Source organism: Actinomyces ruminis, from assembly GCF_002154335.2.
Lineage (GTDB): Bacteria > Actinomycetota > Actinomycetes > Actinomycetales > Actinomycetaceae > Actinomyces > Actinomyces ruminis.
The window spans coordinates 24466-50894 of the sequence record NZ_MTPX02000020.1 but is presented as its reverse complement, the minus strand read 5'-3'; the positions used below and the strand labels follow the sequence as shown (position 1 = coordinate 50894).

17 protein-coding genes and 5 pseudogenes are annotated in these 26429 nt (G+C 67.8%); 11 read left to right on the top strand and 11 right to left on the bottom strand.

The window, feature by feature from the left end; genetic code table 11:
- The first annotated feature begins 177 nt into the window (after window positions 1-177).
- From BW737_RS03265 to BW737_RS03250, 4 genes are all read left to right on the top strand, one after another.
- Window positions 178-1035, top strand: coding sequence for a hydroxymethylpyrimidine/phosphomethylpyrimidine kinase (locus BW737_RS03265; RefSeq protein ID WP_086615330.1), 858 nt, complete (start codon window positions 178-180; stop codon window positions 1033-1035).
- A 255-nt stretch (window positions 1036-1290) separates the two neighbouring features.
- Window positions 1291-1671, top strand: a complete 381-nt coding sequence (locus BW737_RS03260) for a PadR family transcriptional regulator (RefSeq protein WP_086615302.1) — start codon at window positions 1291-1293, stop codon at window positions 1669-1671.
- Entirely contained in the window at window positions 1668-2576 is a 909-nt protein-coding gene (locus BW737_RS03255; RefSeq protein ID WP_086615303.1) for an ATP-binding cassette domain-containing protein, read from the top strand. Before BW737_RS03260 ends, BW737_RS03255 begins: the two co-directional genes overlap by 4 nt.
- A complete protein-coding gene (locus BW737_RS03250) occupies window positions 2573-3328 on the top strand; it encodes an ABC transporter permease (RefSeq protein WP_245690406.1) in 756 nt (251 codons plus the stop codon). The genes BW737_RS03255 and BW737_RS03250 overlap by 4 nt, the downstream gene beginning before the upstream one ends.
- A gap of 313 nt (window positions 3329-3641) precedes the next feature.
- On the opposite strand, the gene BW737_RS17570 is transcribed toward BW737_RS03250, so the two are convergent.
- From BW737_RS17570 to dnaB, 3 genes are all read right to left on the bottom strand, one after another.
- Window positions 3642-4160, bottom strand: a complete 519-nt coding sequence (locus BW737_RS17570) for a DUF4143 domain-containing protein (RefSeq protein WP_257210422.1) — start codon at window positions 4158-4160, stop codon at window positions 3642-3644.
- Between the two features lie 4 nt (window positions 4161-4164).
- Entirely contained in the window at window positions 4165-4896 is a 732-nt protein-coding gene (locus BW737_RS03240) for an ATP-binding protein (protein WP_086615305.1), read from the bottom strand.
- 225 nt (window positions 4897-5121) lie between these two features.
- Window positions 5122-6564, bottom strand: a complete 1443-nt coding sequence (dnaB, locus tag BW737_RS03235) for a replicative DNA helicase (protein ID WP_086615306.1) — start codon at window positions 6562-6564, stop codon at window positions 5122-5124.
- Between the two features lie 460 nt (window positions 6565-7024).
- On the opposite strand from dnaB, the pseudogene BW737_RS03230 reads away from it, so the two are divergent.
- Window positions 7025-8406: pseudogene (locus tag BW737_RS03230) on the top strand (MATE family efflux transporter).
- A 466-nt stretch (window positions 8407-8872) separates the two neighbouring features.
- Here BW737_RS03230 and rplI read toward each other — a convergent pair.
- The 5 genes and pseudogenes from rplI to BW737_RS03205 all read right to left on the bottom strand — a co-directional run bounded on the left by rplI (window position 8873) and on the right by BW737_RS03205 (window position 13027).
- Window positions 8873-9328 (bottom strand): 50S ribosomal protein L9, encoded by a 456-nt coding sequence (rplI, locus tag BW737_RS03225; protein WP_086615307.1) that lies wholly within the window; start codon window positions 9326-9328, stop codon window positions 8873-8875.
- Between the two features lie 16 nt (window positions 9329-9344).
- Window positions 9345-9581 (bottom strand): 30S ribosomal protein S18, encoded by a 237-nt coding sequence (gene rpsR / locus BW737_RS03220; RefSeq protein WP_073333345.1) that lies wholly within the window; start codon window positions 9579-9581, stop codon window positions 9345-9347.
- Between the two features lie 154 nt (window positions 9582-9735).
- A pseudogene (locus tag BW737_RS03215) lies at window positions 9736-10334 on the bottom strand (single-stranded DNA-binding protein).
- 25 nt (window positions 10335-10359) lie between these two features.
- Window positions 10360-10647, bottom strand: coding sequence for a 30S ribosomal protein S6 (gene rpsF / locus BW737_RS03210; RefSeq protein ID WP_073333348.1), 288 nt, complete (start codon window positions 10645-10647; stop codon window positions 10360-10362).
- Between the two features lie 211 nt (window positions 10648-10858).
- A complete protein-coding gene (locus tag BW737_RS03205; RefSeq protein ID WP_338063843.1) occupies window positions 10859-13027 on the bottom strand; it encodes a transglycosylase domain-containing protein in 2169 nt (722 codons plus the stop codon).
- Between the two features lie 504 nt (window positions 13028-13531).
- Between BW737_RS03205 and BW737_RS17565 the strand changes: the two are divergent.
- From BW737_RS17565 to BW737_RS03175, 6 genes and pseudogenes are all read left to right on the top strand, one after another.
- A pseudogene (locus BW737_RS17565) lies at window positions 13532-13726 on the top strand (cation-transporting P-type ATPase); the annotation flags it as partial.
- 109 nt (window positions 13727-13835) lie between these two features.
- A complete protein-coding gene (locus tag BW737_RS03200; RefSeq protein ID WP_257210419.1) occupies window positions 13836-16409 on the top strand; it encodes a cation-translocating P-type ATPase in 2574 nt (857 codons plus the stop codon).
- A 321-nt stretch (window positions 16410-16730) separates the two neighbouring features.
- Window positions 16731-18613, top strand: a pseudogene (locus BW737_RS17560) (family 78 glycoside hydrolase catalytic domain).
- A gap of 45 nt (window positions 18614-18658) precedes the next feature.
- Entirely contained in the window at window positions 18659-21442 is a 2784-nt protein-coding gene (locus tag BW737_RS03190) for a glycoside hydrolase family 3 C-terminal domain-containing protein (RefSeq protein WP_218961764.1), read from the top strand.
- A 35-nt stretch (window positions 21443-21477) separates the two neighbouring features.
- Window positions 21478-22871, top strand: a pseudogene (locus tag BW737_RS03180) (MFS transporter).
- A 52-nt stretch (window positions 22872-22923) separates the two neighbouring features.
- Window positions 22924-23892, top strand: coding sequence for a LacI family DNA-binding transcriptional regulator (locus BW737_RS03175; protein WP_218961763.1), 969 nt, complete (start codon window positions 22924-22926; stop codon window positions 23890-23892).
- 97 nt (window positions 23893-23989) lie between these two features.
- On the opposite strand, the gene BW737_RS03170 is transcribed toward BW737_RS03175, so the two are convergent.
- The 3 genes from BW737_RS03170 to BW737_RS03160 all read right to left on the bottom strand — a co-directional run bounded on the left by BW737_RS03170 (window position 23990) and on the right by BW737_RS03160 (window position 26344).
- The gene (locus tag BW737_RS03170; RefSeq protein WP_143233243.1) at window positions 23990-24256 is read right to left on the bottom strand and encodes a Rossmann-fold NAD(P)-binding domain-containing protein; all 267 of its coding nucleotides are present in this window, start codon (window positions 24254-24256) and stop codon (window positions 23990-23992) included.
- A gap of 29 nt (window positions 24257-24285) precedes the next feature.
- Complete coding sequence (locus BW737_RS03165; RefSeq protein WP_180272031.1) at window positions 24286-24960, bottom strand: NAD-dependent epimerase/dehydratase family protein; 675 nt, start codon at window positions 24958-24960, stop codon at window positions 24286-24288.
- A gap of 70 nt (window positions 24961-25030) precedes the next feature.
- The gene (locus tag BW737_RS03160; RefSeq protein ID WP_086615314.1) at window positions 25031-26344 is read right to left on the bottom strand and encodes an MFS transporter; all 1314 of its coding nucleotides are present in this window, start codon (window positions 26342-26344) and stop codon (window positions 25031-25033) included.
- Window positions 26345-26429 lie beyond the last annotated feature (85 nt).

Here is a 26429-nt window from a genome sequence, read left to right as displayed (position 1 = left end):
TTCACCGTCGCCAGCGCCTGACCTCCGCACGGTCCGCGGCCGGAGCCCCGAACCGGGTGCGCCCGCGAGCCGTCTGCGAGGAAGGCGGGCCCGCCCCCGCCGCGCACAGTGCATCAGGTATTCCGCCATGCGGGCAGCGGCGTGGACACGGTGGGCGCCGGTGGGCATGCTGTCCGCATGGCATCCAACACCGCTCCCGCCGCCCCTCCCATCGCCCTGGCCATTGCCGGCTCCGAAGCCTCCGGCGGCGCCGGCGCCCAGACCGATCTGAAGACCTTCCACCAGCTGGGCGTATTCGGCTGCACGGCCCTGACCTGCATCGTCTCCATGGACCCCAAGCGCAACTGGGACCACCGCTTCGTGCCGGTCGACCCGCAGGTCATCGCCGACCAGATCGAGGCCTGCGCCACCGTCCACACCCGGATTGACGCCGTCAAGATCGGCATGCTCGGCACGCTCGCCACCATCGACGCCGTCGACGCCGCCCTGGAGCAGTACCAGTTCCCGAACCTGGTAGTGGACCCGGTGCTGATCTGCAAGGGCCAGGAGCCCGGCACCACGCTCGACGTCGACAACGCCCTGCGCGCCAAGATCCTGCCCCGCGCCAAGATGGCCACCCCGAACCTGTTCGAGGCCGCCACGCTGGCCGGCACCGATGAGATCACCAGCGTCGCGCAGCTCAAGGACGCCGCCAAGCGCATCTACGACCTGGGCGTGCCCAACGTCCTGGCCAAGGCCGGCCCGACGCTCGGCACCGGCACCGCCCTCGACGTCTTCTACGACGGCGAGACCCTGGAGGTCCTTGAGGTTCCGGCCGTCGGCACCGAGCGCATGCACGGCGCGGGCTGCACGCTGGCCGCCGCCGTCACCGCCGAGCTGGCCAAGGGCGCCACCCCGCTGGAAGCCGCCGTCACCGCCAAGAACGTGGTCTCGGCCTCGGTCAATCCCGGCATGCACGGCAACATCCCCTTCACCTACGTCTACCAGGGCTTCTACCAGGCTGACGGCGCTAGAGGTAGAGGGTGTGCCAGGTGACGGCACTGGAGGGCGCGCCAGGCCGGCCGAAACGCAGCGCACGCACCTGAGGACGCGCCCTCCTGCAATTCACGACCCTGGGGTACGTTCCACGACCACCCCGGGGTCGTGTTTTGTACCCCAAGGTCGTGGAACGCAGTAAAGGCCGCGGGAGAACGCTCTCTTCTCCAGCCAACGACGTCCGCACCGGCGCTCGGACAGGCGCGTAGCACAACCCAGTAGACAGATTGTCTGCTATCTAGATAACCTGACTACATGGACTCACCGACTTCACGTCTCCTGCGCGGCTTCCTCGAGCCCTGTCTGCTCGCCCTGCTTGAGTGCGGCGCCGACTACGGGCTGTCATTGACCCGTCGCCTCGACGCCGCCGGCCTGGAGAATGTTCCCGGCGGCAGCCTCTACCCGGCACTCACCCGTCTGGAGCGGCGCGGCCTGCTCGCCACCACCACACGCCCCTCCGACTCCGGACCCGCTCGCAAGTACTACGCGCTCACCGACGCCGGCCGTATCGAACTCGCCGCGCGTCGAGCGGAGTGGTGCGCCTTCCGCAGCGCCGTCTCGGCCATCCTGGAGGGTGAGGCAGCATCCCGCAGGCGGGCGGTACCCGCCCATGCGGCGGCCGAGGCGCACTCATGAGCGCCGCTACCGACTCCAATTCCTCGCCACGGCACGAGCCGGGTCCGGCCGACGCCGCCTGGTATCGAAGCCTCAACGCGGAGCTGGCGGCACAGGGCCTGAGCCCCCGGGAGTTGCAGCGCGTCGTCGCCGAGACCCGCGCAGAGGCCGACTCCGCGGGCATCGCACCGGCGAGCCTCTTCGGTCCCGCCGTCCTGTTCGCTCGCGAGCTGGCATCCGCGCTGAAGGAGGACGGCACCGGCAGCCAGGCCAAGGAGAGCACGCTGGGCCCAGTGGTATTGCGACTGCGCGATGTCACCGTCCGTCGCGGCCGGCGCACAGTCCTGTCAGACTTCAGTCTCACGGTACGACGGGGCGAGATCGTCGCCGTCGTCGGCTCCAACGGGGCCGGCAAGTCCACTCTCCTCCAGGTCTGCGCAGGCCTGCTGCGCACCAACTCCGGACGGATGGAGCGGACCGAGCGCTTCGGCTACGCGCCACAACTCGACGCCCTCGCTCCACTTCTGACCGTCGACGAGCATCTGCGGCTATTCGGGGCTATCGACGGCGCGAGCCAGGGCCGCTCGGTGCCCACGGGGCACCAGATCCTCCACCGCCTGGGGTGGCGCCCCAACGGCAACCAAGTCACTCGTACCCTTTCCGGGGGCACCCAACAGAAACTCAATCTCGCTCTGGCTCAGCTCGCCTCGCCCGAACTACTGCTCCTGGACGAGCCCTACCAGGGCCTGGATGCCCTGGCTTATGAGGACTTGCGGACTCTCATCTCGTCCTGGCGGAACTCCGGCGCCGGAGTCCTTCTGGTCACCCACCTGCTGCGGGACATCGACTTCGTCGATCGCGTCGTCGAGCTACCCGCCCCGGATTCCTCGACCGGTCACAGCAAGACGAAGGAGCACGCCGCATGACCGCAGCCGCCATCGCCGAACCCGGCGCGCCGGGACCCGCCTCCGGCCACCGGCTGCTGCGCACCGCGGTGCTGGTGGCCACGGTCACCGCGCATGAACTGGCCCGACGGCGTGGGGCGCTGGTCCTCGCCCTGCTGCTACCGCTCACCTTCTACCTGGCGCGAATCGACGCGCACTGGACCGCGCTGCGTCTGCTGTCGATCGGACTGGGCTGGGCGGCGGCGACGCTTGCACTGTTCACGTCGGTGTCCTCGCGCTCAATCGACTTGCGGCTGGCCGCTAGCGGGGCCAGCCCGACGGCGCTGGTCCTGGGACGGCACGCGGCAGTCCTGAGCCTCGGTTGGCTCATTGCCGCGCTCTACTCCGGACTCGTGCTACTCACGATCGGGGACAAGCTGACCCACCCGGCTGCTGTGCCGCTCATGCTGCTGCTGACCGTGACCGTGGCCGCACCCCTGGGCTCGGTGGCGGCCGCGGTCATACCAAGAGACCTGGAGGGCGCCCTGTTGCTGCTGGCAGTCATGGCCCTTCAGCTTCTGGTGGACCCGGCCGCCGGCTGGACCCGCGCCCTGCCCCTGTGGTCGACGCGCGAGCTGTCCAGTTACCTTGTCGAGGCGTTGGGCACGCAGGCGGGCGACTACCTCCGGCGCGGACTGCTTCATGGGGCGAGCTTCGCCGTCGGGCTGATGGCGTTGACCTGGCTGCTGGGGGTCTGGCGTCTGCGGGTGATCCGCCTACCCGAGCCGCAGTGACCCAGTTACTCGCGACCCCATCCCCGGCGACACAGAGGAGCGGCCTTCACACATTCCACGACCCTGGGGTACGTTCCACGACCGCCCCGGGGTCGTGCACTGCAACCTCGCAGCCGCGAGCCGGCGCGTTGGACGAGCCGACACCGACGAATCAAGCCCGCGCCAACTCGCTCTGATCGGCAACGCCGACGTCGAAATCAACCAGGTTCCGCCCGAACACCAAAACCTGATTGATTTAGAGGTGCCCTAAATCAACAATCCCCATGATTCCGGGGATGAGTCAGGGTTCCGGCGGCCAAAGGCGACACCCTCCTCAACCGAGCTCCCACAGGGCGGACACCGGCAGCGCCCACAAAGGACCACCCAGACTGCGCGCCCGATCATCGGTGGTCAGCACGACGCCGGCCTTCAGCCGGTCCCCGATCCGTTCATACAGCCAACGCAGATGCCTGGTATCGCCCGTTGAGACCGAAGCGGCCGCCTTCACCTCGATGGCAATGACTCCACCATCGTCCAACTCGAGGATCAGGTCGATCTCCCGTCCCTCCGGGGAACGGTAGTGGCTGAGAGTAAACCGCTCCGCGGACCACGTGTGCTGCCTCATTAGTTCGGCGGCGACGAAGGCCTCGAGCAGACCTCCCAAGGCTCCTCCGCGGATCAAGTCCTTGAGGGTGTCGGGACGCGTCCGAGTCAGCCATATCGCCAGCGCGGAGTCGGTCAGCAGATACTTCGATCGACCAACCTCACGCTTAAGCAGGTTCGGCGTCCACGGCGGCAGCCGATCAACCAGGAAGAGCGCTCGCAGAAGCTCGAGGTAGGAGGCGGTGTAGATGCGCTCAGGTTGATGTCGCTCCCCACCCGCGCCACCACGGTCTCCGACCCCTGTGTGGACGCCAGACCGACCAGCAGTGAACGCAGGCGATGCGGATCGGACAGGCGGGAGAGCTCGCGCAGATCGCGCCCGAGCAGCCGGGAGATGTAGCTCTCCAACCAGTCGGCGCGAAAGTCCTCAGGCAGTCGGTACACCTCGGCATAGAGCCGGCGGCCAGCAGATCAACGTAGTCTCCGCGCTCCAATTCGGAACGGTAGTCTCCATCCAGTGCCCCGTGGAGCACTGCGGCCACGAAGTCGTCTCCTCGACCGGCAATCTCACCCCGACTGAAACCGAACACACGAGTGCTGATGACGCGACCGGCCAGGCTGTCCGTTGCCGGCTGGACGGGACTCGTAGTCACGGAGCCGGTGAGCAGATAGCGTCCGGCGGACCGGTCGGAATCAATCTCCACCTTGAGTGCCAACGCCAGTTCGGGAACGCGCTGGAACTCATCAATGACCAGCAGCCCTTCAGGTTCCAGACGAAGAAAACCGCGCGGATCCGCGATCGCCGCGGCGCGGGTCTCAGCGTCGTCCAGAGTCACGATACGCGTCGGCCGCTTGGATGCCGCGGCGATCATGGATGCAAGCGTGGACTTCCCAACCTGACGTGCACCGACCAACTCAACCGCGGGGAAGACCTCCAGAAGCTCTTCCACCCTTCCCTGCGCATGCCGCGTAAGCAGGTCGCTCATACCCACAGCGTACGGTAGACCGTAAAACGGTGGCAAGGTTCACCGAAAAACGGTGTCACGATTCTTCGAAAAACGGTGGCTGTGTTAGCCGTGGTTCGATGGCAAGACTTGCGGTGAGACGGTGGCGGCGTTCGCCGCGGATCGGTGGCCTGGCGCATCGGTGTCAGGGTCAAGCAGCCGCGTCGGCCCGGCACCAATGTCGATTCCCGCATGCCCCGCCCGGGCTCACTCGTAGGCCGGCTCGGGGGTGATGTCGCGGGCCATGTTGGCGAAGCGCGACAGGTGCCCCTGGAAGGCCACCGGAATGGTGCGGGTCTGCCCGTTGCGGTGCTTGGCGACGATGATGTCGGCCTCGCCCGGGCGCTCCTCCTCTTGGTAGTACTCGGGCCGGTGCAGCAGCATGATGACGTCGGCGTCCTGCTCCAACGATCCCGACTCACGCAGGTCGCTCATCTGCGGCCGGTTGCCGGTGCGCTGCTCGGGACCACGGTTCAGCTGGGCGACGGCGATCACCGGGATGTCCAACTCCTTGGCCAGCAACTTCAGCGAGCGGGAGAACTCGGAAACCTCCTGCTGGCGGGACTCAACCTGCTTGCCCGAGCTCATCAGCTGCAGGTAGTCCACCACCATCAGCCCCAGCCCGTGCTGCTGCTTGAGCCGCAGCGCCTTGGAACGGATCTCCGGCATGGTCAGGTTCGGGGAGTCGTCGATGAACAGCGGCGCCTCGGACACCGGGTTGTAGGCGAGGGCGACATCCTCCCAGTCGCGCTCATCCATCTGGCTGCCACCGCGCAGCTTGTTCAGCGCCACCCCCGATTCGGCGGCCAGAATGCGCATCATCAGCTCCATGCGCCCCATCTCCAGGGAGAAGTAGCAGGAGGGGATGGGGTTGCCGTCGGCGCCGCGGGCATGGATGGAGGCCGAACGGCAGAAGTCGACGGCGAGCGTGGACTTACCCATGGCGGGACGTGCGGCCACGATGATCATCTGCCCGCCGTGCAGGCCGCCGAGCAGTTCATCCAGCTCCACGAAGCCCGTGGGCACGCCCCGCATCTGCCCATCCTCGCGGGCCTGCCCGGCCTCGATCTCGAGGTTTGCCTCGTTGAGCAGCTCCCCGACCGGTACGTAGTCCTCCCGCTCGCCCTCCTTGTGGGCAATGGCGTACACCTCGGACTCGGCCAGGGTGACCAGCTCGTCGATGTCACCGGCGTTGGTGGAGTAGCCGAGTTGGGCGATGCGGGTGCCGGCCTGCACCAGGCCGCGCAACAGTGACTTCTCCTTGACGATGCGCGCGTAGTAGGCGGCGTTGGCGGCCGTGGGCACGGTCGCCATCAGGGAGGCGAGGTAGGGGGCGCCGCCGATGCGCTCCAGCTCCCCGCGTTTGGAGAGCTCGTCGGCCACGATCAGCGGGTCGGCCGGCTCGGAGCGGTTATAGACCTCGACGATGGCGTCGAAGATCGACTCGTGGGCGGGCTTGTAGAACTCGGGGCCGCGCAGCACCTCGATGACGTCGGTAATGGCCTCCTTGCTCAGCAGCATGCCGCCGAGCGTGGACATCTCCGCCTCCAGGTCCTGAGGCGGCACCCGGTCGAAGGCACCGTCGTAACGGGCGTCAACCGGGCGCTCCTCGCCGCGGGTGCGCGCACCGATGGTGTCGACGTCGGTCATCTGTCGGTCACTGCCCCTCCCCTGCCGCGGCCCGCCCAGACGGGTCGCGCCGCGACACTAGCGGGCAGGCGGGGCCGCCGCAAACGCCAATCCCTTGCAGGCTGTGGGCAACCGCGTGCAGGGTGTGGATAACCCCCGTCTGCCTGTGGGCGACGCGCCGCAGCGGATGTGGAGCGTCACCGGGACGCAGCGCCCCAGACGGTGCCGAAACCCCCGAAACTCGCCGTAATCTCGCCTCTGAGCGGCGCTGATAACAAGCCACAACTCACCTGCATCAAACCGAGATCAAAATCTGTGGATAAGTGGGTATTCCTGTGGATGAACCTCAACCTCGACCTGAGGGACGGCCCAGCCAACCTCCAGCGCCCCGGATGTTCGCGTTTCGGCTGCGCCTGGCCTGCCTCCGGCCGGACGTGAGACACTGGCCCGCCCAATCCCCCCGGAGTACCTCGTGTCCGACATTTCAGCCCCAGCCTCAAGTTCCGACGTCGCGCCCGCAAGCGTCGGCCCGCCCGCGGTTTCCTTGAACCGGCAGATCCTGTCCCTGGCGGTCCCGGCCCTGGGGGCGCTGGTCGCCGAGCCGCTGTTCGTGCTGATCGACTCGGCGATGGTCGGGCACCTGGGCCCCGACAGCCTCGCGGGCCTCTCACTCGCTTCGAGCCTGCTGACCACGATCGTCGGCCTGTTCGTCTTCCTGGCCTACGCGACCACGGCCACCACCGCTCGCCGTTTCGGCGCCGGCGACCGGGTCGGCGGTCTGCAGGCGGGTGTCGACGGCGCCTGGCTGGCGGCACTGTTGGGGCTGGTGGCGGCGCTACTGCTCGCCGGCGGCGCACCGTGGGCGGTGGGCGTCATGGGGGCCGACGCGCCGTCGCGGTGGAGGCGATCGCCTACCTGCGCGCCTCTGCCCCCGGGCTGCCGGGCATGCTGGTGGTATACGCCGCCACCGGCACGCTGCGGGGCCTGTTGGATACGCGCACACCCTTTGTGGTGGCCAGCGCGGGCGCGGTCGGCAATGCGGCCGTGAATGCGACGCTGCTGTACGGGGTACGTATGGGGATCGCCGGCTCGGGTCTGGGCACCGCCATCGCCCAGACCGCCATGGCGGTGGCTCTGCTGTGGCCCGTGGTGAGTGCGGCACGTGCAGCCGGCGTGCCGCTGTCTCCGCGCGCAGCGGGGCTGCGCGCCTCGCTGGGCTCCGGGGCGCCGCTGCTGGTGCGCACGGTGTCGCTGCGGGCGGCGATTCTGGCCACCGTTTGGGCGGCCACCGCCCTGGGGCCGACGGCGCTCGCGCCCACCAGGTGGTCAACTCGCTGTGGAGCTTCACCGCCTTCGCCTTGGATGCGCTCGCCATCGCCGCGCAGGCGCTGGTGGGCACGGCGCTGGGCCGTGCCGAGGCGCCCGGGCGGAGCCGGCGACCGGGCCCACGGTCGACGCGGTACTGCGCCGGTGTCTGGCCTGGGGCGTGGCCGCGGGGGCGGCGATCGGCGTCGTGGTGGCCGCTGCCAGCCCGTGGCTGCCGTACCTGTTCAGCTCCGAGACCGCGGTGGTCGCGGCCGCGCGGCCGGCCCTGCTGGTGGCGGCCTCCGCCATGCCGCTGGCGGGTGCGGTCTTCCTGTTCGACGGCGTGCTCATGGGTGCCGGCGACGGCCGCTACCTGGCGGGCGCCCAGATGGCGACGCTGGTGCCCTACCTGCCGCTCACCGTCGTCGTAGCCCGGGGCTGGTCCGCGGCCGGAACCGTCGGTCTGGTGTGGCTGTGGGTGGCCTTCGCGTGGGTGTTCATGGGGGCGCGTGCTTGGTGACCGGCCTACGGGCCCGCAGCGACGCCTGGCGGCACTGACCGGCAAGGCACGGAGCCATCGTTTTTGCTACAACGACTCGCATACAGCCGCGATCGTAGGACGTAACGACTTCCGCAGCGAGCACGCAGCCACCGGCAGCACACATTGCCCACCCCGGGCGGGGCAGGAGGCTGGCGGACCTGACGGTTCGTGCTCTTGCCCGACGGTTCGTACCTTCAGTACGACGCTTCGTACCTTCGCCTGACGATTCGGCACCCCGAGGTACGAACCGCCACCAGAAAGCACGAACCGTCGTAGCCAAGTGCCGAAGCGTCAGGCCCGAGGCCACCCACACACCATCACGCCCTTACCCGTAAACCGGCCTCGCCAGCCCCACGCCCTTAAATCGGAAACGCTACACACGGGCACGGGTACGACGCTCCATCCGGCGCGCCGCCGTCCTCAAAGACGTGGCCGACGCACTCTGGGTGCGTCGGCCACGCGTCTAGTCGGTTGCTACCCGGTTCAGCGGGCCGCGACGACGTTGACCTCGAGGGGGGCGACGACGTCGGGGTGCAGGCGCACCGAGGCGCTGTGACGCCCGGTGGACTTGATCGGGGGCACGACCTCGATCTTGCGGCGGTCGATGGCGGGGCCGCCGGCCTCCTTGACGCCGTCGGCCAGCTGCGCCGTGGTGACGGAGCCGAACAGACGACCGTTGTCGCCGGCGGAGGCGGTCACCGTGATGACGTTGCTGGACAGCCAGGCGCGGGCCTCCTGAGCCTGCTCCAGGGAGTCGATGGCGCGCTTGCGGCGGGCCTCGGCCATCTGGTCGATCTGGCGCTGCGCGCCCTTGGTCCATGGGGTGGCGAGCTTGCGGGGCAGGAGGTAGTTGCGGGCGTAGCCGTCCTTGACCTCAACGACCTCCCCGGCGGCACCGAGGTTGGTCACGTCGTGCGTGAGAATGAGCTTGGTGGTCATGTTGTTGCGCCTCCTATCAGCGGGCAGAGCTCGTGTAGGGCAGCAGGGCCATCTCGCGGGCGTTCTTAATGGCCTTGGCGATCTTGCGCTGGTCCTGCACGGAGACGCCGGTGACGCGGCGGGCGCGGATCTTGCCACGGTCGGAGATGAACTTCCGCAGCGTGGCGGTGTCCTTGTAGTCAATGGTGCCGACCTTGATGGCCTTCACCGGGGCAATCTTCTTCTTGGGCTTACGAAGCTGAGGCTTCGCCATGGTGGTACTCCTTGGTTCGGGCGCCGAATGGGCCCGTGGGTCTATTGCGAGATTGTGGTGGGCGCCGGAGGGCGCCCGTGCACCCGGTCGGGCCGGGCGTATGACGACGCGGCGCATGCCGCGTTTTCCGATATTGGATCAGATGCTGGCTGGATCAGAACGGGGGCTCGTCGCCGAAGCTGGTGGTTCCGCCGGTGGCCCAGGGATCGTCCGCGGCGCCGCCCTGTGGGGCGTTGTAGCTGCCCTGCTGGCCGCCCTGGCTGTAACCGCCCTGGCCACCCTGGGAGCCTGATAGCCGCCCTGGCCACCTTGATAACCGCCCTGCTGCTGGCCGGCGTTGTAGCCGCCACCCTGGCCGCCCTGGTTGAAGCCACCCTGACCGCCCCCACGAGGCTGACGGGTGACCTGCGCCTTGGCGTACCGGAGTGAGGGGCCGATCTCATCGACCTGCATCTCCACCACCGTGCGGTTCTCGCCCTCACGGGTGGTGTAGGAACGCTGCTGCAGGCGGCCCTGCGCGATCACGCGCGTGCCCTTGGTCAGCGACTCGGCCACGTTCTCCGCGGCGTCACGCCAGATCGAGCAGCGCATGAACAGGGTCTCCCCGTCCTCCCACTGGCCCGACTGCCGGTTGAAGCTGCGCGGAGTGGAGGCGATCGTGAAGGAGGCGACCGCCGCCCCCGAGGGCGTGAAACGCATCTCGGGGTCCGCAGTCAGATTCCCGATAATCGTGATGACGGTATCGCCGGCCATTGCTTGTCTCCGTTCCGGTTCGCGCTCAGGCCTCGGGGCGCAGCAGCTTGGTGCGCAGCACCGACTCGTTCAGGCCGAGCTGACGGTCGAGCTCCTGGGCGATCTCCGGCGTGGTGGTCATGTCGACTACCACGTAGATGCCCTCGGACTTCTTCTTGATGTCATACGCGAGGCGGCGCTTGCCCCAGATGTCTGTCTTGTCCACGGTGCCCCCGTTGTTGGGGACAACCTGCAGCATCTTCTCGAGCGTGGGAGCGATGGTGCGCTCGTCCGTCTCGGGTGCGAGGATGATCATGATCTCGTAATGACGCATACTTTGTACCCACCTCCTCTGGTCTGAAGCGGTCACGGTCTTTCCGTGACAGGAGGGTGATGCGTTCGACCGCGTTGCCGCATACGCGGGTGCGTACACGGGCACGCAGTCCGTCGGCCACCATACCCGAGGGCGCCGCAAGGCCGAAAGACGACGAAGACGTTCCCGGCCGTGCGGTGCGCCACGCGCCGCACGGCCGGGAGCAGCGGAACTACTGGCCGCCGGGGCCGCCACCGCCGGGGCCGCCACCGCCGATGTTGCCTCCGGAGTCGCCGGAACCCCCTCCAGAATCATCTAAGTCATCACCCGAGTCATCTGAGTCGCCGCCGGTCCCGGGGGTGTCATTGGGGGTTCCGGAGTTGTCATTGCCGCCGTTGTTGTACGAGTTCTCGTCCCCGTCCTCATCCGGCTGGACGGTCGCGGGGTTCTCCTCGGGCTGCTGGGTGGCAGGAGCTTCCTCGGTTTCCTCCACGACGGGCGCCTCGGTGGCCTCCTGGACGGTGCCGGTGTCGTTGTTCGTAGACACGACCGGGGCCGGGGTGCCGTACAGGCCGCCGGCGTAATAGGAGGCGGCGGTCCGCTCGGGGAAGTACTCGACCGGCAGGTCCGCGAGCGCGGTGGCCATGTACTCGGTGAAGATGTCCGCCGGGTAGGTGGAGCCGGTGATCTCGCTGTAGTACCCCCAGGGCGTGATCGATTCCTCCGAGCCGTCCTCGCCGGTCTGGTACAGGGTGACGGCGGTGGCGATCTGCGGGGTGTAACCGGCGAACTGGGCGGACTTATTGTCCGAGGAGGAGCCGGTCTTCGCGGCCACGGGGCGGCCGAGCGCCAGCGCCGTCGTACCGGAACCGGAGTTGACCACCTGCTGCATCGCGTAGGTGGCATCGGCCATCACGTCGTCGGAGAAGACCTTCTCCCCATCCGTGGGGCCGGTGTAGGCAACCGAACCGGCGGCGTTGGTTACCGTGTCGACGATGTGGGTGTCGTGGCGGGTGCCCTGCGCGGAGAAGGTCGCGTAGGCGGTAGCGATGTCGATCGTGTGCGGAGACGCCGAGCCGAGCACGTTCTGAACGTAGGCGTCCAAGCCCATGGTGTCCTCCGGGTAGCCGGCACGCACCGCCACCTCATTGGTCACGTCCGGGCCGACGTCCCGGTTCAGTTGCAGGTAGACGGTGTTGATCGAATAGGTGGTCGCCTTGACCAGGTCGGACCAGCCGTAGGAGACATTCTGGTAGTTCTGGAAGGTGGCCCCATCGATGGTCATGGGCGAGTCACCGTTGTAACCGTTGGCGAGCGTATCCCCGTTCTCCAAGGCGGCCACCATTGCGAAGGGCTTGAAGGTGGAGCCGGCCTGGGCGACGGCGTTGGTGGCGGAGTTGACCTGGTTGGTCAGATAGTCCTCGCCGCCGTACAGGGCGAGGATGCCGCCGGTGGAGGAGTCGATGGACACCAGGGCCACCCGCAGGTTCGGCGAGGCCCCCTCGGGCAGGTTCTGGACGGCAGCGACAGCGGCGTCCTGGTCGGTCTTGTCGATCGTGGTGACGATCTTGTAGCCGCCGGTATCGATGTCCTCGCCGTCCATGCCGGCGTCGGACTCCAGCTCGTTACGCACCATTTGCAGCAGGTAGCCGGTGGAGCCGCCGTAGGTCTCCTCCGTCTGCGTGGCGATTGTCTCGGGGAACTCGGCGGCGTCGTACTCATCCTGAGTGATGTAGCCGTCCTCGAGCATGTAGTCCAGGACGCGCTGCCAGCGCTCGGTGGCCTTGTCCTGATCGAGGGCGGGATCCCAGTTGCTCGGGGAGGGCAGGATGCCGGCCAGCAGCGCCGACTCGGACACCGTCAGCTCGGAGGCCGGGTGACCGTAGAAGGCCTCGGAGGCGGCCTCAATGCCATAGGCACCGCGACCGAAGTAGACGGTGTTGAGGTAGGAGTCCAGGATCTCCTGCTTGCTCATCTCCCGGTCGATCTTGATGGCCATGATCGCCTGTTTGAACTTGCCGGAGTAGGAGCTGGTGGTGTCTACGTAGTAGTTCTTGATGTATTGCTGCGTCAGAGTGGAAGCGCCTTGCAGGGCGCCACCGCGCATGTTGTTGACGAAGGCGCGGACAATGCCCTTGGGGTCAATGCCGTTGTTGGAGTAGAAGCTACGGTCCTCGGATGCCACCACCGCATTGCCCACGTAATCGGGCAGCGCGGAAGTGTCAATGATGGTGCGATCCACCTCCGCGAACTCGCCCATCACGGTGGTGCCGTCGGCGTAGTAGACCGTGGTGGTCTGCGCCTGCGCGAACTCCCTGGGCTCGGGCACCTTGATCATGGCGTAGGCGATGGCGAAGCCGGTCACGGCCAGTACGATCAGGAACAGGAAGGTGCCCAGCACGAACCGCCAGCTGGGCAGCCAGCGGTGGATCGGTCCCTTGCCGGCCCGCGGGTAGTTGATCCGCCGACGCGACCCGACGCCGTAACGTCGGCCTGCTTGTTCTCGCGGCCCGCAGGGCGCTTACTGCCCTTGGGGGTCTTCGAGTTCCTGCTCTTACGCCCCTTGGTCACATGCCCGGCGCTGGCCGCCTGGGCAAGTTTGCGCCCCGTGGGGCGGGCGCCGCCTGATTCGCGGAGTCTGCCATGCGCTCCTCATTCCTGTCCGCAGCTTGATCCAGGTTCATCACATCACGCCGAGGCGGCCTCGGGCTACCGTTGGAACTGTCAGATGCGTCTATTGTCCCGCAATTCTCTACGCGTCGGCGCCGAATGGGTCACATACGGCGCCCACCCTCCCGCTCCACCCTCGAAGAACACTGAAACGGTGGTGGATTCCGACCGAAAACGGGGGGCGCGGCGCTAGCGGCGAACGCGCCTCGACGTCGGGCCTCGACGCTGGTGGGATATGCGTGTGACCGCACAGATGACCGTCCCTACCACACCGCCTGTCGCGCCCTGGTCGCTCCCGGGCGAGGAGGTCGCCACGGCACTGGGAACCGACGCACACACCGGCCTGAGCTCCGCCGACGCCGCGGCCCGACTGGCCTCAGACGGCCCCAACGAGCTGCCGCACAAGCCGCCGGTGCCGGCCTGGCGCCGCTTCCTCGCTCAGTTCGCCGACCCGCTGGTCTACCTGCTCATCCTGGCCATCGTGATTTCCACGGTCGCTGGGTGCTGGAGGGCGCGCACGGTGTGCCCGTGGACGCCTGGTGATCCTCGCGGTAATCACGCTCAACGCCGTCCTCGGCTTCGTGCAGGAGAACAAGGCCGCCGACGCGGTGGCCGCCCTGTCCGCCATGACGCAGGCCTCCTCCACGGTGCTGCGGGACGGGGCGCGCGTCGTCGTCCCCTCCGCGGAGCTGGTGGTCGGGGACGTGCTGATCCTGGGCGAGGGCGATCAGGTGGGCGCCGATGCCCGGCTGCTGTCGGCCGCCTCTCTGCGGGTCATCGAGTCCTCCCTGACGGGTGAGGCCGACGCCGTTTCCAAGCGCGCCGACGCCGTCGCCGCGGACGCCGAGCTAGCCGACCGCACCGCCATGGTCTACCGGGGCACCTCCGTGGCCCAGGGGTCGGGGTGGGCCGTGGTCACGGCCACGGGCGGCGCCACCGAGATGGGCGCCATCGCCCAGATGCTCCACGCCGTCGAGGACGAGGCCACCCCCTTGGAGCAGGAGATCGCCCGCGTTTCCAAGCTGCTGGGCGGGATCGTGGTGGCGATCGCCGTCGTGGTGGTGGCGACCCTGCTGGCACTCACCCCGGAGCGGAGCGCCCAATCCATCATCGACGCCCTGCTGCTGGGGGTGTCGCTTGCGGTGGCGGCCGTGCCCGAGGGGCTGCCCGCCATCCTGTCGGTGGTGCTGGCGCTGGGCGTGCAGCGGATGGCGCTGCACCAGGCCGTGGTGAAGAAGCTGACCAGCGTGGAGACCCTGGGCTCGGCCTCCGTGATCTGCTCGGACAAGACCGGCACGCTCACCCGTTCGGAGATGACCATCCAGGAAGTGGTCACCGCCTCCGGCGCCACCGTCGTCACCGGTGTCGGCTACGAGCCCAACGGGCGCGTCGCCCCCGACGCGGACGGCGACGGGCACCCCGACGGCGAGCCGCTCGCGGGCGCGCTGCGCGAGGAGGTCACCGTGGTCCTGTCCGGCGGGGCCATGGCCTCCGACACTCAACTGGATGAGGACGGCGGCGTGTGGAGCGTCGTCGGCGATCCCACCGAGGGCTCCTTCCTGGTGGCCGAGCTCAAGCTCGGCACGCAGGGCAGCCGGGAGGGTCGCTTCACCCGCGTGGGCATGGTGCCCTTCACCTCCGAACGCAAGCTCATGTCCGTGCTGTACACCGACGCCAAGCACGGCACCACCATCCTGATGGCCAAGGGCGCCCCCGACGTGCTCATGGAACGCTGCACCCGGGTGCGCGTGGGCGCGGTCGACCGGCCGCTGGACGCGGAGGCGCGGACGGAGTTCAACGCGCACATTGCGGACATGTCCGGCCGGGCCCTGCGCACCCTGGCGGTGGCCTACCGGGATCTGGATGCCGAGGAGGCTGCGGCCGTCGCCGCGGCCGGCACGGACGGCATCTTCGATCACCTGGAGCAGGGACTGACGCTGGCCGGCGTCGTCGGAATCATTGACCCGGCCCGCCCGGAGGCTGCCGCGGCCGTCGCCGAGGCGCACCGGGCCGGGGTGCGCGTGCTGATGATCACCGGCGATCATCCGGCCACCGCGGGGCGCATTGCCGCGGACCTGGGCATCGCCGCGCCGGGGGCCCGCGTGCTGACGGGCCGGGAACTGTCCGGCATGGACGACGCCGCCCTGGCCGCTGCCGTCGGGGAGGTGAACGTGTATGCGCGGGTGGCTCCGGAGCACAAGCTGCGGATCGTCGGGGCCCTGAAGGCCCAGGGGCACACGGTGGCCATGACCGGCGACGGCGTGAACGACGCTCCGGCGCTGCGCGCCGCCGACATCGGCGTGGCCATGGGGGTGACCGGCACGCAGGTGACCAAGGAGGCCGCCGCCATGGTGCTGGCCGACGATAACTTCGCCACCATCGTGGCCGCCATCCGCGAGGGGCGGCGAATCTTCGACAACATCCGCAAGTTCCTGCGCTACCTGCTCTCGTCCAACATGGGTGAGGTGCTCACGGTGTTCGGCGGCGTGGTGCTGGCCGGCGTGATCGGGCTGGCCGGGCACAGCGAGTCCGGCGTGGTGCTGCCGCTGGTGGCCACCCAGATCCTGTGGATCAACCTGATCACCGACTCCGGCCCGGCGCTGGCCATGGGCGTGGACCCGAGCGTGGAGGACGTCATGGGGCGGCCGCCGCGCCGACCCAACGAGCGGGTCATCGACGCCGCCATGTGGCGCGGGGTGCTGCTGGTGGGGGCCGTCATGGCGGCAGTGACGCTGGGCACGCTCGACATCTTCCTGCCCGGCGGGCTGATCGAGACCTCGCTGAGCACCGACGACCTGACGACCGCCCGCACCGCCGCCTTCACCACGCTGGTGTTCGCGCAGCTGTTCAACACCGTCAACTCCCGCTCGGAGACGGTCTCCGCCTTCCGCCACCTGCTGGTCAACAAGTGGCTGTGGGGGGCGATCGCCCTGGGGGTGGTGCTGCAGGTGGCGGTGGTGGAGGTGCCGCTGCTGCAGGCCGCGTTCTCGACGGCGAGCCTGGACCTGACGCACTGGGCGGTGGCCGCCGGTATGGCCTCGCTGGTGCTGTGGGTGGACGAGCTGCGCAAGCTGCTGCGCCGGGCGCGGCTGCACAGCCGAAGCAACAGCTGAAAGAGGCAGCTAAAAGAGGCAGCTAAAAGGACTGACCACCCTCCACGCCGAGACCGGCACTTGTAACGCACCGAGACCGGTATCAGTGACGCCATGGCGGAGCGCCTGGGCCCCCTCTCGCCCGGTGGGTGTCTCTGAGTATCGGACACGGAACGCTCATCTGACATTGACCGCCGTGAGACAAGACCTCGCAGAGAAGAACGCTGTCTCCCTCCATCTCGGGTGCTCGCTAGAAGGATCACCACCCCCAGCACTTGCGCGTGCAAGTAGACTTCAGTACATTTACTTGCACGCGCAAGCGCTAATGACGAAGGAGTCAGTATGCCTACACGTGACAACTGGGTTGCCCAGTTCATCACCTCTCCCACTCCCGCAGGCGGGCCTGAAGATCCCGCCATCTACCTACGCCACGCATTCGACGTCGAGCCCGGTCTGCTCAAGGCGACCCTGCACACCACTGCCGTCGGCCTCATCGAGCCTCACCTGAACGGGGCCGTCGTGGGCGAAGAAGTGCTGGCACCCGGGTGGACGTCATATGCCCACCGCCTCCTCGTCTCATCACATGACGTGACCGAGCGGCTGCACCAGGGACGCAACGCCGTCGGCGCCATCGTCGGCCAGGGCTGGGCGGTGGGCCGCCTCGGCTGGGACAGCAGGGCGCATGTATGGTCCGATCAGCCGGCCGGGTGGATGCAGTTAGACCTGGACTACGGCGATCACGTCAAGACGATCGCCTCTGGCCCCGACTTCACCGTCGGCACAGGGGGCGTCCTCCGCAACGGCATATACGACGGCGAAACCTTCGACGCCACCCTCGAACCCGCCGGCTGGGATCAGGCGGGCTTCGACGACTCCGCCTGGCTCCCGGCACAGAGTTTCGAGTGGGATGCCGAGCTGCAGACCCCCACCACGCCGGGTATCACCCGCACCGATGAACTCCCGCCCGTATCGATCACGCACCACGGCGAGCAGACCATCGTGGACTTTGGCCAGATCCTTACCGGATGGGTGCGGCTGACAGTGACCGGAGCCGAGCCGGGCACCGCCATCACGCTGCGCCACGCCGAACTCCTCCACGCCGACGGCTCACTCGACGTGCGCACCCTGCGCTCCGCCCAGGCGACCGACCGTTGGATACTCGCCGGGCCCGAGCGCACCACCTTTGAACCCCGTTTCACCTTCCACGGCTTCCGCTACGTCCAGATCAGCGGCCTGCCCGCAGACCTCGATCGCGCCGACATCCGCGCCATCGTGGTCCATAGTCCCATGGCTCGCACCGGCTGGTTCACCTCATCCAACGAACTCCTGAACCGGCTGCACGAGAACGCCATCTGGTCCATGCGCGGCAACTTCGTGGGGGTGCCCACCGACTGCCCGCAGCGCGATGAACGACTCGGTTGGACCGGCGATATCAATGCCTTCTCTCCAACCGCGGTACTGCTGCATGACGCCGAGTCCTTCCTACGCTCCTGCTAGCCGACCTGCGCCTGGAGCAGGCCACCACCGGTCTCGTGCCGTGGGTGGTGCCCGACATGACCGATACGCCGTCCTCACCCACCGCCCTGTGGAGCGACGTCGCCGTCGCCCTGCCGTGGACCCTGTACCAGGAGTACAGCGATCCGGAAATCCTCGCCGAGTCCTATGACTCCATGGCCGCCTTCACGCGGCAGGTGGAGGATCTGCTTGACGAGCAGGGCCTGTGGAGCACGGGCTTCCAGTTCGGTGACTGGTTGGACCCGGACGCCCCTCAGGAGGACCCGTCCGGCGCCAAGACCGATCGACACCTGGTAGCAAGTGCCTACTTCTGCCTCACCACCCAGCAAATGGCCCGCGCCGCGGAGATCCTGGGCCACACCGAGGATGCCGCACACTTCACGGCCCTGGCGACACGGGTCCGCGACGCCTTCCGCCGCGAGCACATCACCGCAGCCGGTCGTATCACCGGAGAATCGGCCACCGCGTACGCCCTGGCGATCTGCTTCGAGATTCTGGATGCGGACCAACTCCCCACCGCCGGCGCTCGATTGGCCGAGCTGGTCGCCAAGGCTGGATACACCATCTCCACGGGCTTCGCGGGTACACCATGGGTGCTGCCAGCGCTGGCGAAGGCCGAGCAGTGGCAGGCCGCCTATCAGTTGTTGACCCAGACCCGCTGCCCCTCCTTCCTTTACCCGGTATCGATGGGGGCGACGACGATCTGGTAACGCTGGGACGCCATCCTGCCCAACGGCGAACTCAACGACCACGGCATGACCTCCCTGAACCATTACGCCCTGGGTGCGGTGGCGTCGTGGCTATATGAAGCGGTAGCCGGCCTTCAGCGCCTGGCTCCGGGATGGAGCCGGATCCGCATTGCACCGCACGTCGGCGGCGAACTGACCCACGCCCGCGCGGAGCACACCACCGTGCTTGGCACCGTCGCCGCGGGGTGGCGGATCGAGGACAGGACCATGCACGTAGAGGTAACCGTGCCGGCTGGTGCACAGGCCGAGGTGGTCCTCCCCCTCGACCCTGAGGGCCGCAGCATCCAGGTCGGCCCCGGCGAACACCAGTGGGACTACGAGCTGCCCGCGGACTACGGGATCCACCCCGCCTTCTCCATGGATACGCCGCTGGCCGAACTCGCGACCGACGCGACCATGTGGACGGCGATCCAGAAGGTACTCGCCGCATATTTACCGGGCATCCCGATCGACGCCAATGATCCGCAAGCGGGCACCATCTCACTTAATCTCATGTTCCAGTTCATTCCGCATCCGCCACACGGATTCCGGGAGGACCTCGAGGCCACACTGGCCGATCCCGAACATGCCGACGCTGTCCGCCCGCCGGCCGCCCCCGACTCGGAGCTGGCCGAAATGGCCGAGTTGCTCTCGGGCAAGGACTTCTGGTCGACCCATGCGAGCGCAGACATCCGCTCGCTGGTGCTGACCGATGGTCCGCACGGCGTCCGCCGTCAGGCGGAGGGGGCAGACCACCTGGGGATCATGGACTCCCTGCCCGCCACCTGTTTTCCCACCGGTGCGGCCACCGCGTGCAGCTTCGACACCGGGTTGCTGGAGGAGATCGGGCGCGCCCTGGGTGAGGAGTGTCGCACACTGGGAGTGGATGTCCTACTCGGTCCCGGGATCAACATCAAGCGCTCACCGCTTGGCGGCCGCAACTTCGAGTACTTCTCAGAGGACCCGCTGCTGGCCGGCGCATTAGGGGCGGCCTGGGTCCGCGGCGTCCAAGGCACCGGTGTGGGCACCTCGCTCAAGCACTTCGCGGTCAACAACCAGGAGACCGCCCGCATGTCCATCAGTGCCGAGGTCGACGAACGCACGTTGCGCGAGCTGTACCTGGCCGCTTTCGAGATTGTCGTCACCCAGGCCCAGCCCACCACAGTAATGAGTTCCTACAACGCCATTAACGGGGTGTTCTCCAGCGAGAATCACCGATTGTTAACTGGAATTCTGCGTGAGGAGTGGGGCTTCGACGGCCTGGTCGTCTCCGACTGGGGAGCCGTCAAGGATCGTGTCGAGGCTCTGCGGGCCGGACTCGATCTGGATATGCCGGGGAACGACGGCGCGAGCACGCAGGCCATCGTGGACGCGGTCCACGAGGGGAGGTTGGACCGGGAGGCAGTCGAGATCGGCGTCGAGAGACTTCGGCGGTTAGCGCAGCGCATCACCGCGACACCCAAAGCAGACTTCGACATCGAGGCGCATCACGCCCTGGCCCGACGAGCGGCCGCCGAGTCAATGGTACTGCTGCACAACGACGGCGTCCTACCACTGGAAGCCGGCACCCATGTAGCGGTCATCGGCGAGTTCGCGATCCATCCGCAGTTCCAGGGAAGCGGAAGCTCCCGGGTCAACCCCACACGCGTCGATACTCCGCTGGAGGCGCTGCGCACCGCCCTGGGAGCCGACAACGTGAGCTTCGCACCGGGCTATGGCACCAGCGCAAATACCGATCTTCTGTCCGAGGCTGTTGCCACCGCCCGCGCCGCCGAGGTGGCGGTGGTCTTCGTCGGCCTGGACACCTCCGAGCAGTCAGAGGGATTCGACCGTACCGACCTGCGCCTGCCTGCCGACCAGATCGCCCTGATCCGGGCCGTGGCGGAGGTGAGGCCCGTCGTAGTCGTACTGTCAAACGGTGGCGTGGTGACCATGGAGGAGTGGCACGACCAGGCCTCCGCCATCCTCGAAACCTGGACCGCAGGCCAGGGCGCTGGCATGGCGGTCGCCGACATCCTCACGGGCGCGGTCAACCCTTCCGGTCGGCTCGCCGAGACGATCCCGCTGGCTCTGGAGGACACGCCATCATTCCTCAACTTCCCCGGAGAGCATGACGTAACGCGGTACGGCGAAGGGGTATTCGTTGGCTACCGCTACTACTCCACGCTGGGACGGCCGGTCCGCTACCCCTTCGGCTACGGGCTCAGCTACACCACCTTCGACCGTTCACTACAGGTCACGGTCACCGGTCCCGACACGGCCCTCGCCCGGGTCACAGTCACCAACACCGGAGAGCGCACCGGCTCCGATGTGGTGCAGGTGTACGTGGCCCCCGCTCCGTCGGCGGTTCGCAGACCGGTACGGGAGCTGGCTGGCTTCACCAAGGTGCACCTGGGTCCCGGAGAGTCCACCACAGTCGAACTTCCATTGGAGCGCCGTCGCTTCGCTCACTGGGACGTCAACTCCAACGGGTGGCTCGTCGACCCGGGCCGTTACGCCGTGGAGCTGGGTATTTCAGCGGATCAGATCATCGCCGCCAAGGAGATTGAACTTGAAGGCGACACCGCCCCCATCCCTGCATTGACCCTGGAGTCCAGCGTCAAGGACTGGTTCGAGCATCCCGTGGTCGGCCCACTCCTGCAGGAGGCAATGACCGCAGGCGCCACCCCAGAGCAGTTAGCTGCTGCTGAAGAGAACGCCCATCTGCTGCAGATGGTGGAAACCATGCCCATGGCGCAGTTCGCGCAGTTCCCCGGCGTCAACCTCAGCGGAGACACCCTTAACCGGCTCGCGGCGCGCAGCACCGAATAACCGTAACCCACGAAACGAACCACAAGGAGATTCTCATGGCAAAGAGGCCACTAGGGCGGGACGCCCAAGGCATACAGAAGCAGATGCGCCTGCCCAACTACCTGGGCGACGGCGCCACCTCTTTGGCCCTCAACTCGTTGAGCGGTCTGACGGGCGTGATTGTCTACTTCTACACTGACAAGGTGGGCATCGCCGCCGCTGCCGCGGGCACCATCATGTTCATCGCAAAGATCGTCGACGCCCTCACCGACCTCGGCATGGGTTGGATCATGGACACACCCGTAGCCGGTGGGGCCGTGCGCGCCCCTGGTTCCTGTGGATGGCCCTGCCCACGTTCATTGCGATCATCACCCTGTTCCTAGTCCCAGCCGGAGCCTCCGCAGGAACCAAGTTTGGATTCGCGCTGGGCACCAATATCCTCGCCAGTGCCATCGTCTACACGGCCATCGCTGTGCCCTTCGGCAGCATGCTGTTCTACGCCACCCGCTCAACGGAGGAGCGCTCGAAGATGGGGATTACGCGTGCCGTCTTCGGATACGTCATCGGCATGGTCCTGTCGATCGGATACATCCCGATCACCAATGCGCTGGGCGGGGACCAGCGGGCGTGGGTCATGTTCGCCACCGGATTCGCCGTGCTGGCTGTTATCGGGCTGCTGGCCGCCTTCTTCGCCAACCCCGAACGCAACCCCGACCCGCCCAGCACTCGGAACAATGCCATACCATTCCTGGAAAGCATTGGACTGCTATTCGGCAATCGTTATTGGGTGATCATGCTACTGGTTATGCTGCTGGCCAACATCATCTACGCGCTGAGCAGCGGATCGGGCATTTACTACGTCAAGTGGGTCCTGGGGGACGAGGACCTCATGGCCCTGCTCGGGGCCGTCGGCCTGATACCCGTCGTCGTGGGTTTCGCCGCGGTCGGCCCGCTGGTCAAGCGTCTGGGCCCGGCGAAAACCGTGCGCGTCGCCCTGTTGGTAGGAATCGCCGGATCGCTGGTACGCGTCGTATTTCCCTACGAGTTGTGGGCGCTGCTGGGCTTCGGCGCACTGGTCACCCTGTCCACAATTCCGATCATGGCCGTGGGCGGCGTGTTGGTGAACAACACGGTCACCTACGGCGAGTGGAAGTTCGGTAAGCGACAGGTGGGGATGGCGAACGCGGCAAGTAGCTTCGGAGCCAAGGTCGGCACCGGCATCGGATCGGCCTCCATCGGATGGATCCTGGCCCTAGGTCATTACGACGGCGCCGCTGCCGCCCAGCCCGATTCGGCCGTCACCGCCATCCTGTTGATTTCCATCGGGGTGCCGCTGGCGATACTCATCGGCATGTACGCGCTCATGCGCTTCTACGACCTGGATGACCGGTACGGCCAGATCGTCCAGGAACTCCAAGAGCGTGCCGAGAGCTCGCAATCCCCATCCTGAACGTAGCCCTACGATGGTGGCCCGCAACGCAGGACCAGGAGGTGCATTCCACATGAATAGCCGCAAACGCGTGACGGCTGCCGACGTCGCACGTTCCCTGGGGCTGTCGCGGGCCACCGTCGGCTATGTTCTCAATGACACCCCCGGGCAGACGATCCCCGAGGCCACCCGGCAACGGGTTCTGGAGGCCGCCCAACGTCTGGGCTACCGCCCAAACCAGGCCGCACGAGCATTGGCGAGTGGTCGCAGTCGCATCGTGCTGCTGGTGCTGCCGGACTGGCCCATTGACCACAGCATGCGCACGCACCTCGACGAGGTCTCGTCAACACTCGATCGTGCGGGCTACACGCTGGTGACTACGACTCCCCACCCCGGGAGCCTGACGCGGCCGCTGTGGGAGATCCTCACCCCTGACATTGTCATGGGCCTGGCCGGCCTGACCTCCGAGCAGCAAGCCTCCATCACCGCCGCCGGAGCCAGGCTCGTTGCTGAGCCCGCTCCTACCGAGAAGCTGCTGCGCTTCTCCCAGGGACCGCAATACCAGGTGCAGCACCTGATAGAGCGGGGGTACCACCGGATCGCCTATGCCGGTACCTCAGATCCCCGTCTAGCCGATCTCAACGCTCATCGGCGCAGGCAAGCTGAGATCGCCGCCGTCGAGGCCGGCCTGGTCCCCTTGGCGACTCGCGACGTCGATACTGCCGACGCCGCCGCAACGGTGCAGGCTTGGCTCGACGATGGGGTGGAGGCTGTGGCCGCCTACAACGATGATGTTGCGGGGCTGATTGCTAGTTGCGCTCTGCGCCTGGGCCGTCGGGTACCGGAGGACCTGGCAGTTATCGGACATGATGACACCCCCTGGGCCGCGCTATTCGTCCCGTCGCTGTCATCAGTGCGTATCGATACCCCCGGCCTGGGGCGCTATCTAGCCGCATTGGCACTGAGCGCCATTGAGAGCGCGGAGCCGCCGGCAGCCGGGCCGGAGTTCAATGTGACCGTGGTCCGGCGAGAATCGACCTGACCGATCACGGGCCGCAGCCTAACGGTGAAGTACCGGTGTGATAGCGACAAGGCAGAGCAGCGTTCGGTTGACCCCAACGCCGAGGTCGGTGGTGGTGTCAGGTGACGGTCTTAATACCCGCAGACTCGAGCAGGTCTCGCACGGTCATCGCCAGCGGGCGCGGTAGGAAGCCGAGTTCCGCACGCGCCCGTGCACTGGAGACCACCGGATTGTCGGCCAGGGCATTCAACGAGGCCGGGGTGAGGACGTCGCTGCCAAACCGGCTGCCCACCAGTTCCCCGAAGGGCGCCAGCGGCTGCGCCCATTCCAGCGGAACCGCCAGGCGCAGCGGCCGCCGCCCCGCCAGGATCGCCCCGAGTGACATCAGGGTCACGATCTGCGCACGCGTGCCGCTCAGCAGGTAGGACCGGCCCGCTCTGCCCCAGTCGAGGGCGACCGCGATGCCGGCGGCGACGTCCCGCACATCCACCCAGTCGAAGCCTCCGGCCACCACCGGCGGCCGAGCGCCTCTTGCGGCGGCGAGGATGAGCCGTTCACCCGCGAGCCCCGATGGTCTATGGGCCCGATGATCCCGGTGGGCAGGCAGATGACCGCATCCAGTCCCTTGGCGACCTGCGCCAGCACTGCCCGCTGCCCCACGGCCTTGGAGCGGTCGTACAGCGGACGGCCCGCACCCGACAGCGGAGCATCCTCGGTGATCACGCCGCCCCTGGAGCAGTCCAGGGCGTGAACGGAGGAGCAGTGCACCAGGCGGATACTGCGTCGGCGCGCCTCGGCCGCCACCAGCGCCGGGCCGCGGGTGTTCAGCCGCCAGGCCACGGGGTCGCTTCGCCGCAGGGTGATGCGGGCGGCGAGGTGGACGACGGCGTCGCAGCCCGCCATCGCCTCGCTAAGAATCTCCTCGTCCAGGACGGAACCGGTAACCCACTCGACCCCGACCGGCAACGCGTGCTCCGTCGTCGGGCGGTGCGGTCCCAACGCCCGCACCGTCCAGCCCGTAGCCACCAGCCTCGGCAACAGGTTCAATCCAAGGTAGCCACCAGCGCCGGTGACCAATACGCGCCTCACCCCGCAAGTGTCTCGCAAAGGTCACGCCGAAGCCACCCTCGCTGACGTCCCTCGCCTGGAGCGTGCGCCGTCAGACGAGCCCGGGCAGGCCGGTCACCTCACGGGGGCGGCCGCTCAGCGCCCGCACACCGGCCCGGTAGGTCAGGGCCACGCACCACACGAAGGCCGCCAGCACCACCTGCACCGGCCGGGACCAGCCGACGTCGGGCATGACCAGCACGGCCACCCCGGCAGCCACGCATTCGGCGGTGTTGAACAGCACGTCGTAGATGGAGAAGGCGCGGCCGCGGTAGGCGTCGGCGGTGTCGCCCTGGACGATGGTGTCGACGGCGATCTTGGCGCCCTGCACACCGATGCCGAAGACGAAGATCCCCACGGTCATGGCCACCTGCTGGTGGGTGGCCACGAGTATGAGCTGCCCCGTGCTGCCACCGAGCAGACACATGACGATCCAGGTCGACGGCGCCACACGCTCGTGGGCGATCGGGGTGAGCACCACCGCCAGGCCGTGCCCGGCGATCATGGCGCCCATCAGGACACCGAAGATGGCCAGGCCGGTGTCGGCGTCGGCGGGGGCGGCGAGCAGGTTGCGGGCGGTGAGGATCATGGTGATCACCTGCATGCCGTACACGAAGCGGTGCAGCGCCATGGTGGTCAGCGCCAGGCCGGGCGTGCCGCGACGCACCAGGTAGCGCACGGCGTTGGCCAGGTCGCCGACCGTGGCCGCGAGCGCGGCGCCGAGCCCGGCTGCGGCGGGATGCTCCGGGCCGAGCTGGTCGGCGCCGAGCCGGGTGACCACGCCTGCGGCCAGCACGTACAGCACCATGGCGGTCAGCAGGCTGGCGGTGTCCTGGGCGGTCCCGGCCGGCAACGCCAGGCGCAGCACGAAGCCGATGACGGCGCCGATGGCGGTGGCCGCGCCGCCCAGGGTGGGCACGATCGAGTTGGCGGTGAGCAGCCGCTGGTGGTCGATGATCTGCGGCAGTCCGGCGGACAGCACCGACAGCAGGAAGCGGTTGATGCCCAGCGCCACCAGCACGAGCACATAGACGGCCGGCCCGATGCCCCAGGCGCGCAGCGCCAGCGTGGTCAGCGCGATCACCCCGGCGCGCGCCAGGTTGCCAAACAGTAGGGTCTGGCGGCGGCGCCAGCGGTCGATGAACGGCCCAGTGAAGGGGCCGACGACGCTGAAGGGCAGCAGCATGACCACCAGTGCCGCGGCCACGCCGGCGGCGGTGGTCATGTTCTGCGGCTGGAAGAAGAAGAGGGTGGCCAGGCCCGCCTGGACCATGCCGTCGCCGGTCTGGGACACCAGTCGGACGCCGAGCAGAGTCCGGAAGGCCGAGACGGAGGCGAGGTCCTTGAGGTCGTCGGTCAGGCGCATGGGTCAAGACTTCCGCATGCGAGCGTCAACGGCGGTCAGCGTCCGTTGTGAGATCGGGCCGAAGCCACGCACCGCTACGCCAACA

Coding starts and splice junctions, on each gene's coding strand:
- BW737_RS03265 (WP_086615330.1), top strand. CDS start 178: ATGGCATCCAACACCGCTCCCGCCGCCCCTCCCATCGCCCTGGCCATT.
- dnaB (WP_086615306.1), bottom strand. CDS start 6,564: ATGACCGACGTCGACACCATCGGTGCGCGCACCCGCGGCGAGGAGCGC.
- BW737_RS03240 (WP_086615305.1), bottom strand. CDS start 4,896: ATGAGCGACCTGCTTACGCGGCATGCGCAGGGAAGGGTGGAAGAGCTT.
- BW737_RS03190 (WP_218961764.1), top strand. CDS start 18,659: ATGACCTCCCTGAACCATTACGCCCTGGGTGCGGTGGCGTCGTGGCTA.
- rpsF (WP_073333348.1), bottom strand. CDS start 10,647: ATGCGTCATTACGAGATCATGATCATCCTCGCACCCGAGACGGACGAG.
- BW737_RS03175 (WP_218961763.1), top strand. CDS start 22,924: ATGAATAGCCGCAAACGCGTGACGGCTGCCGACGTCGCACGTTCCCTG.
- rplI (WP_086615307.1), bottom strand. CDS start 9,328: ATGACCACCAAGCTCATTCTCACGCACGACGTGACCAACCTCGGTGCC.
- BW737_RS03255 (WP_086615303.1), top strand. CDS start 1,668: ATGAGCGCCGCTACCGACTCCAATTCCTCGCCACGGCACGAGCCGGGT.
- BW737_RS03250 (WP_245690406.1), top strand. CDS start 2,573: ATGACCGCAGCCGCCATCGCCGAACCCGGCGCGCCGGGACCCGCCTCC.
- BW737_RS03170 (WP_143233243.1), bottom strand. CDS start 24,256: ATGTCACTCGGGGCGATCCTGGCGGGGCGGCGGCCGCTGCGCCTGGCG.
- BW737_RS03160 (WP_086615314.1), bottom strand. CDS start 26,344: ATGCGCCTGACCGACGACCTCAAGGACCTCGCCTCCGTCTCGGCCTTC.
- rpsR (WP_073333345.1), bottom strand. CDS start 9,581: ATGGCGAAGCCTCAGCTTCGTAAGCCCAAGAAGAAGATTGCCCCGGTG.
- BW737_RS03260 (WP_086615302.1), top strand. CDS start 1,291: ATGGACTCACCGACTTCACGTCTCCTGCGCGGCTTCCTCGAGCCCTGT.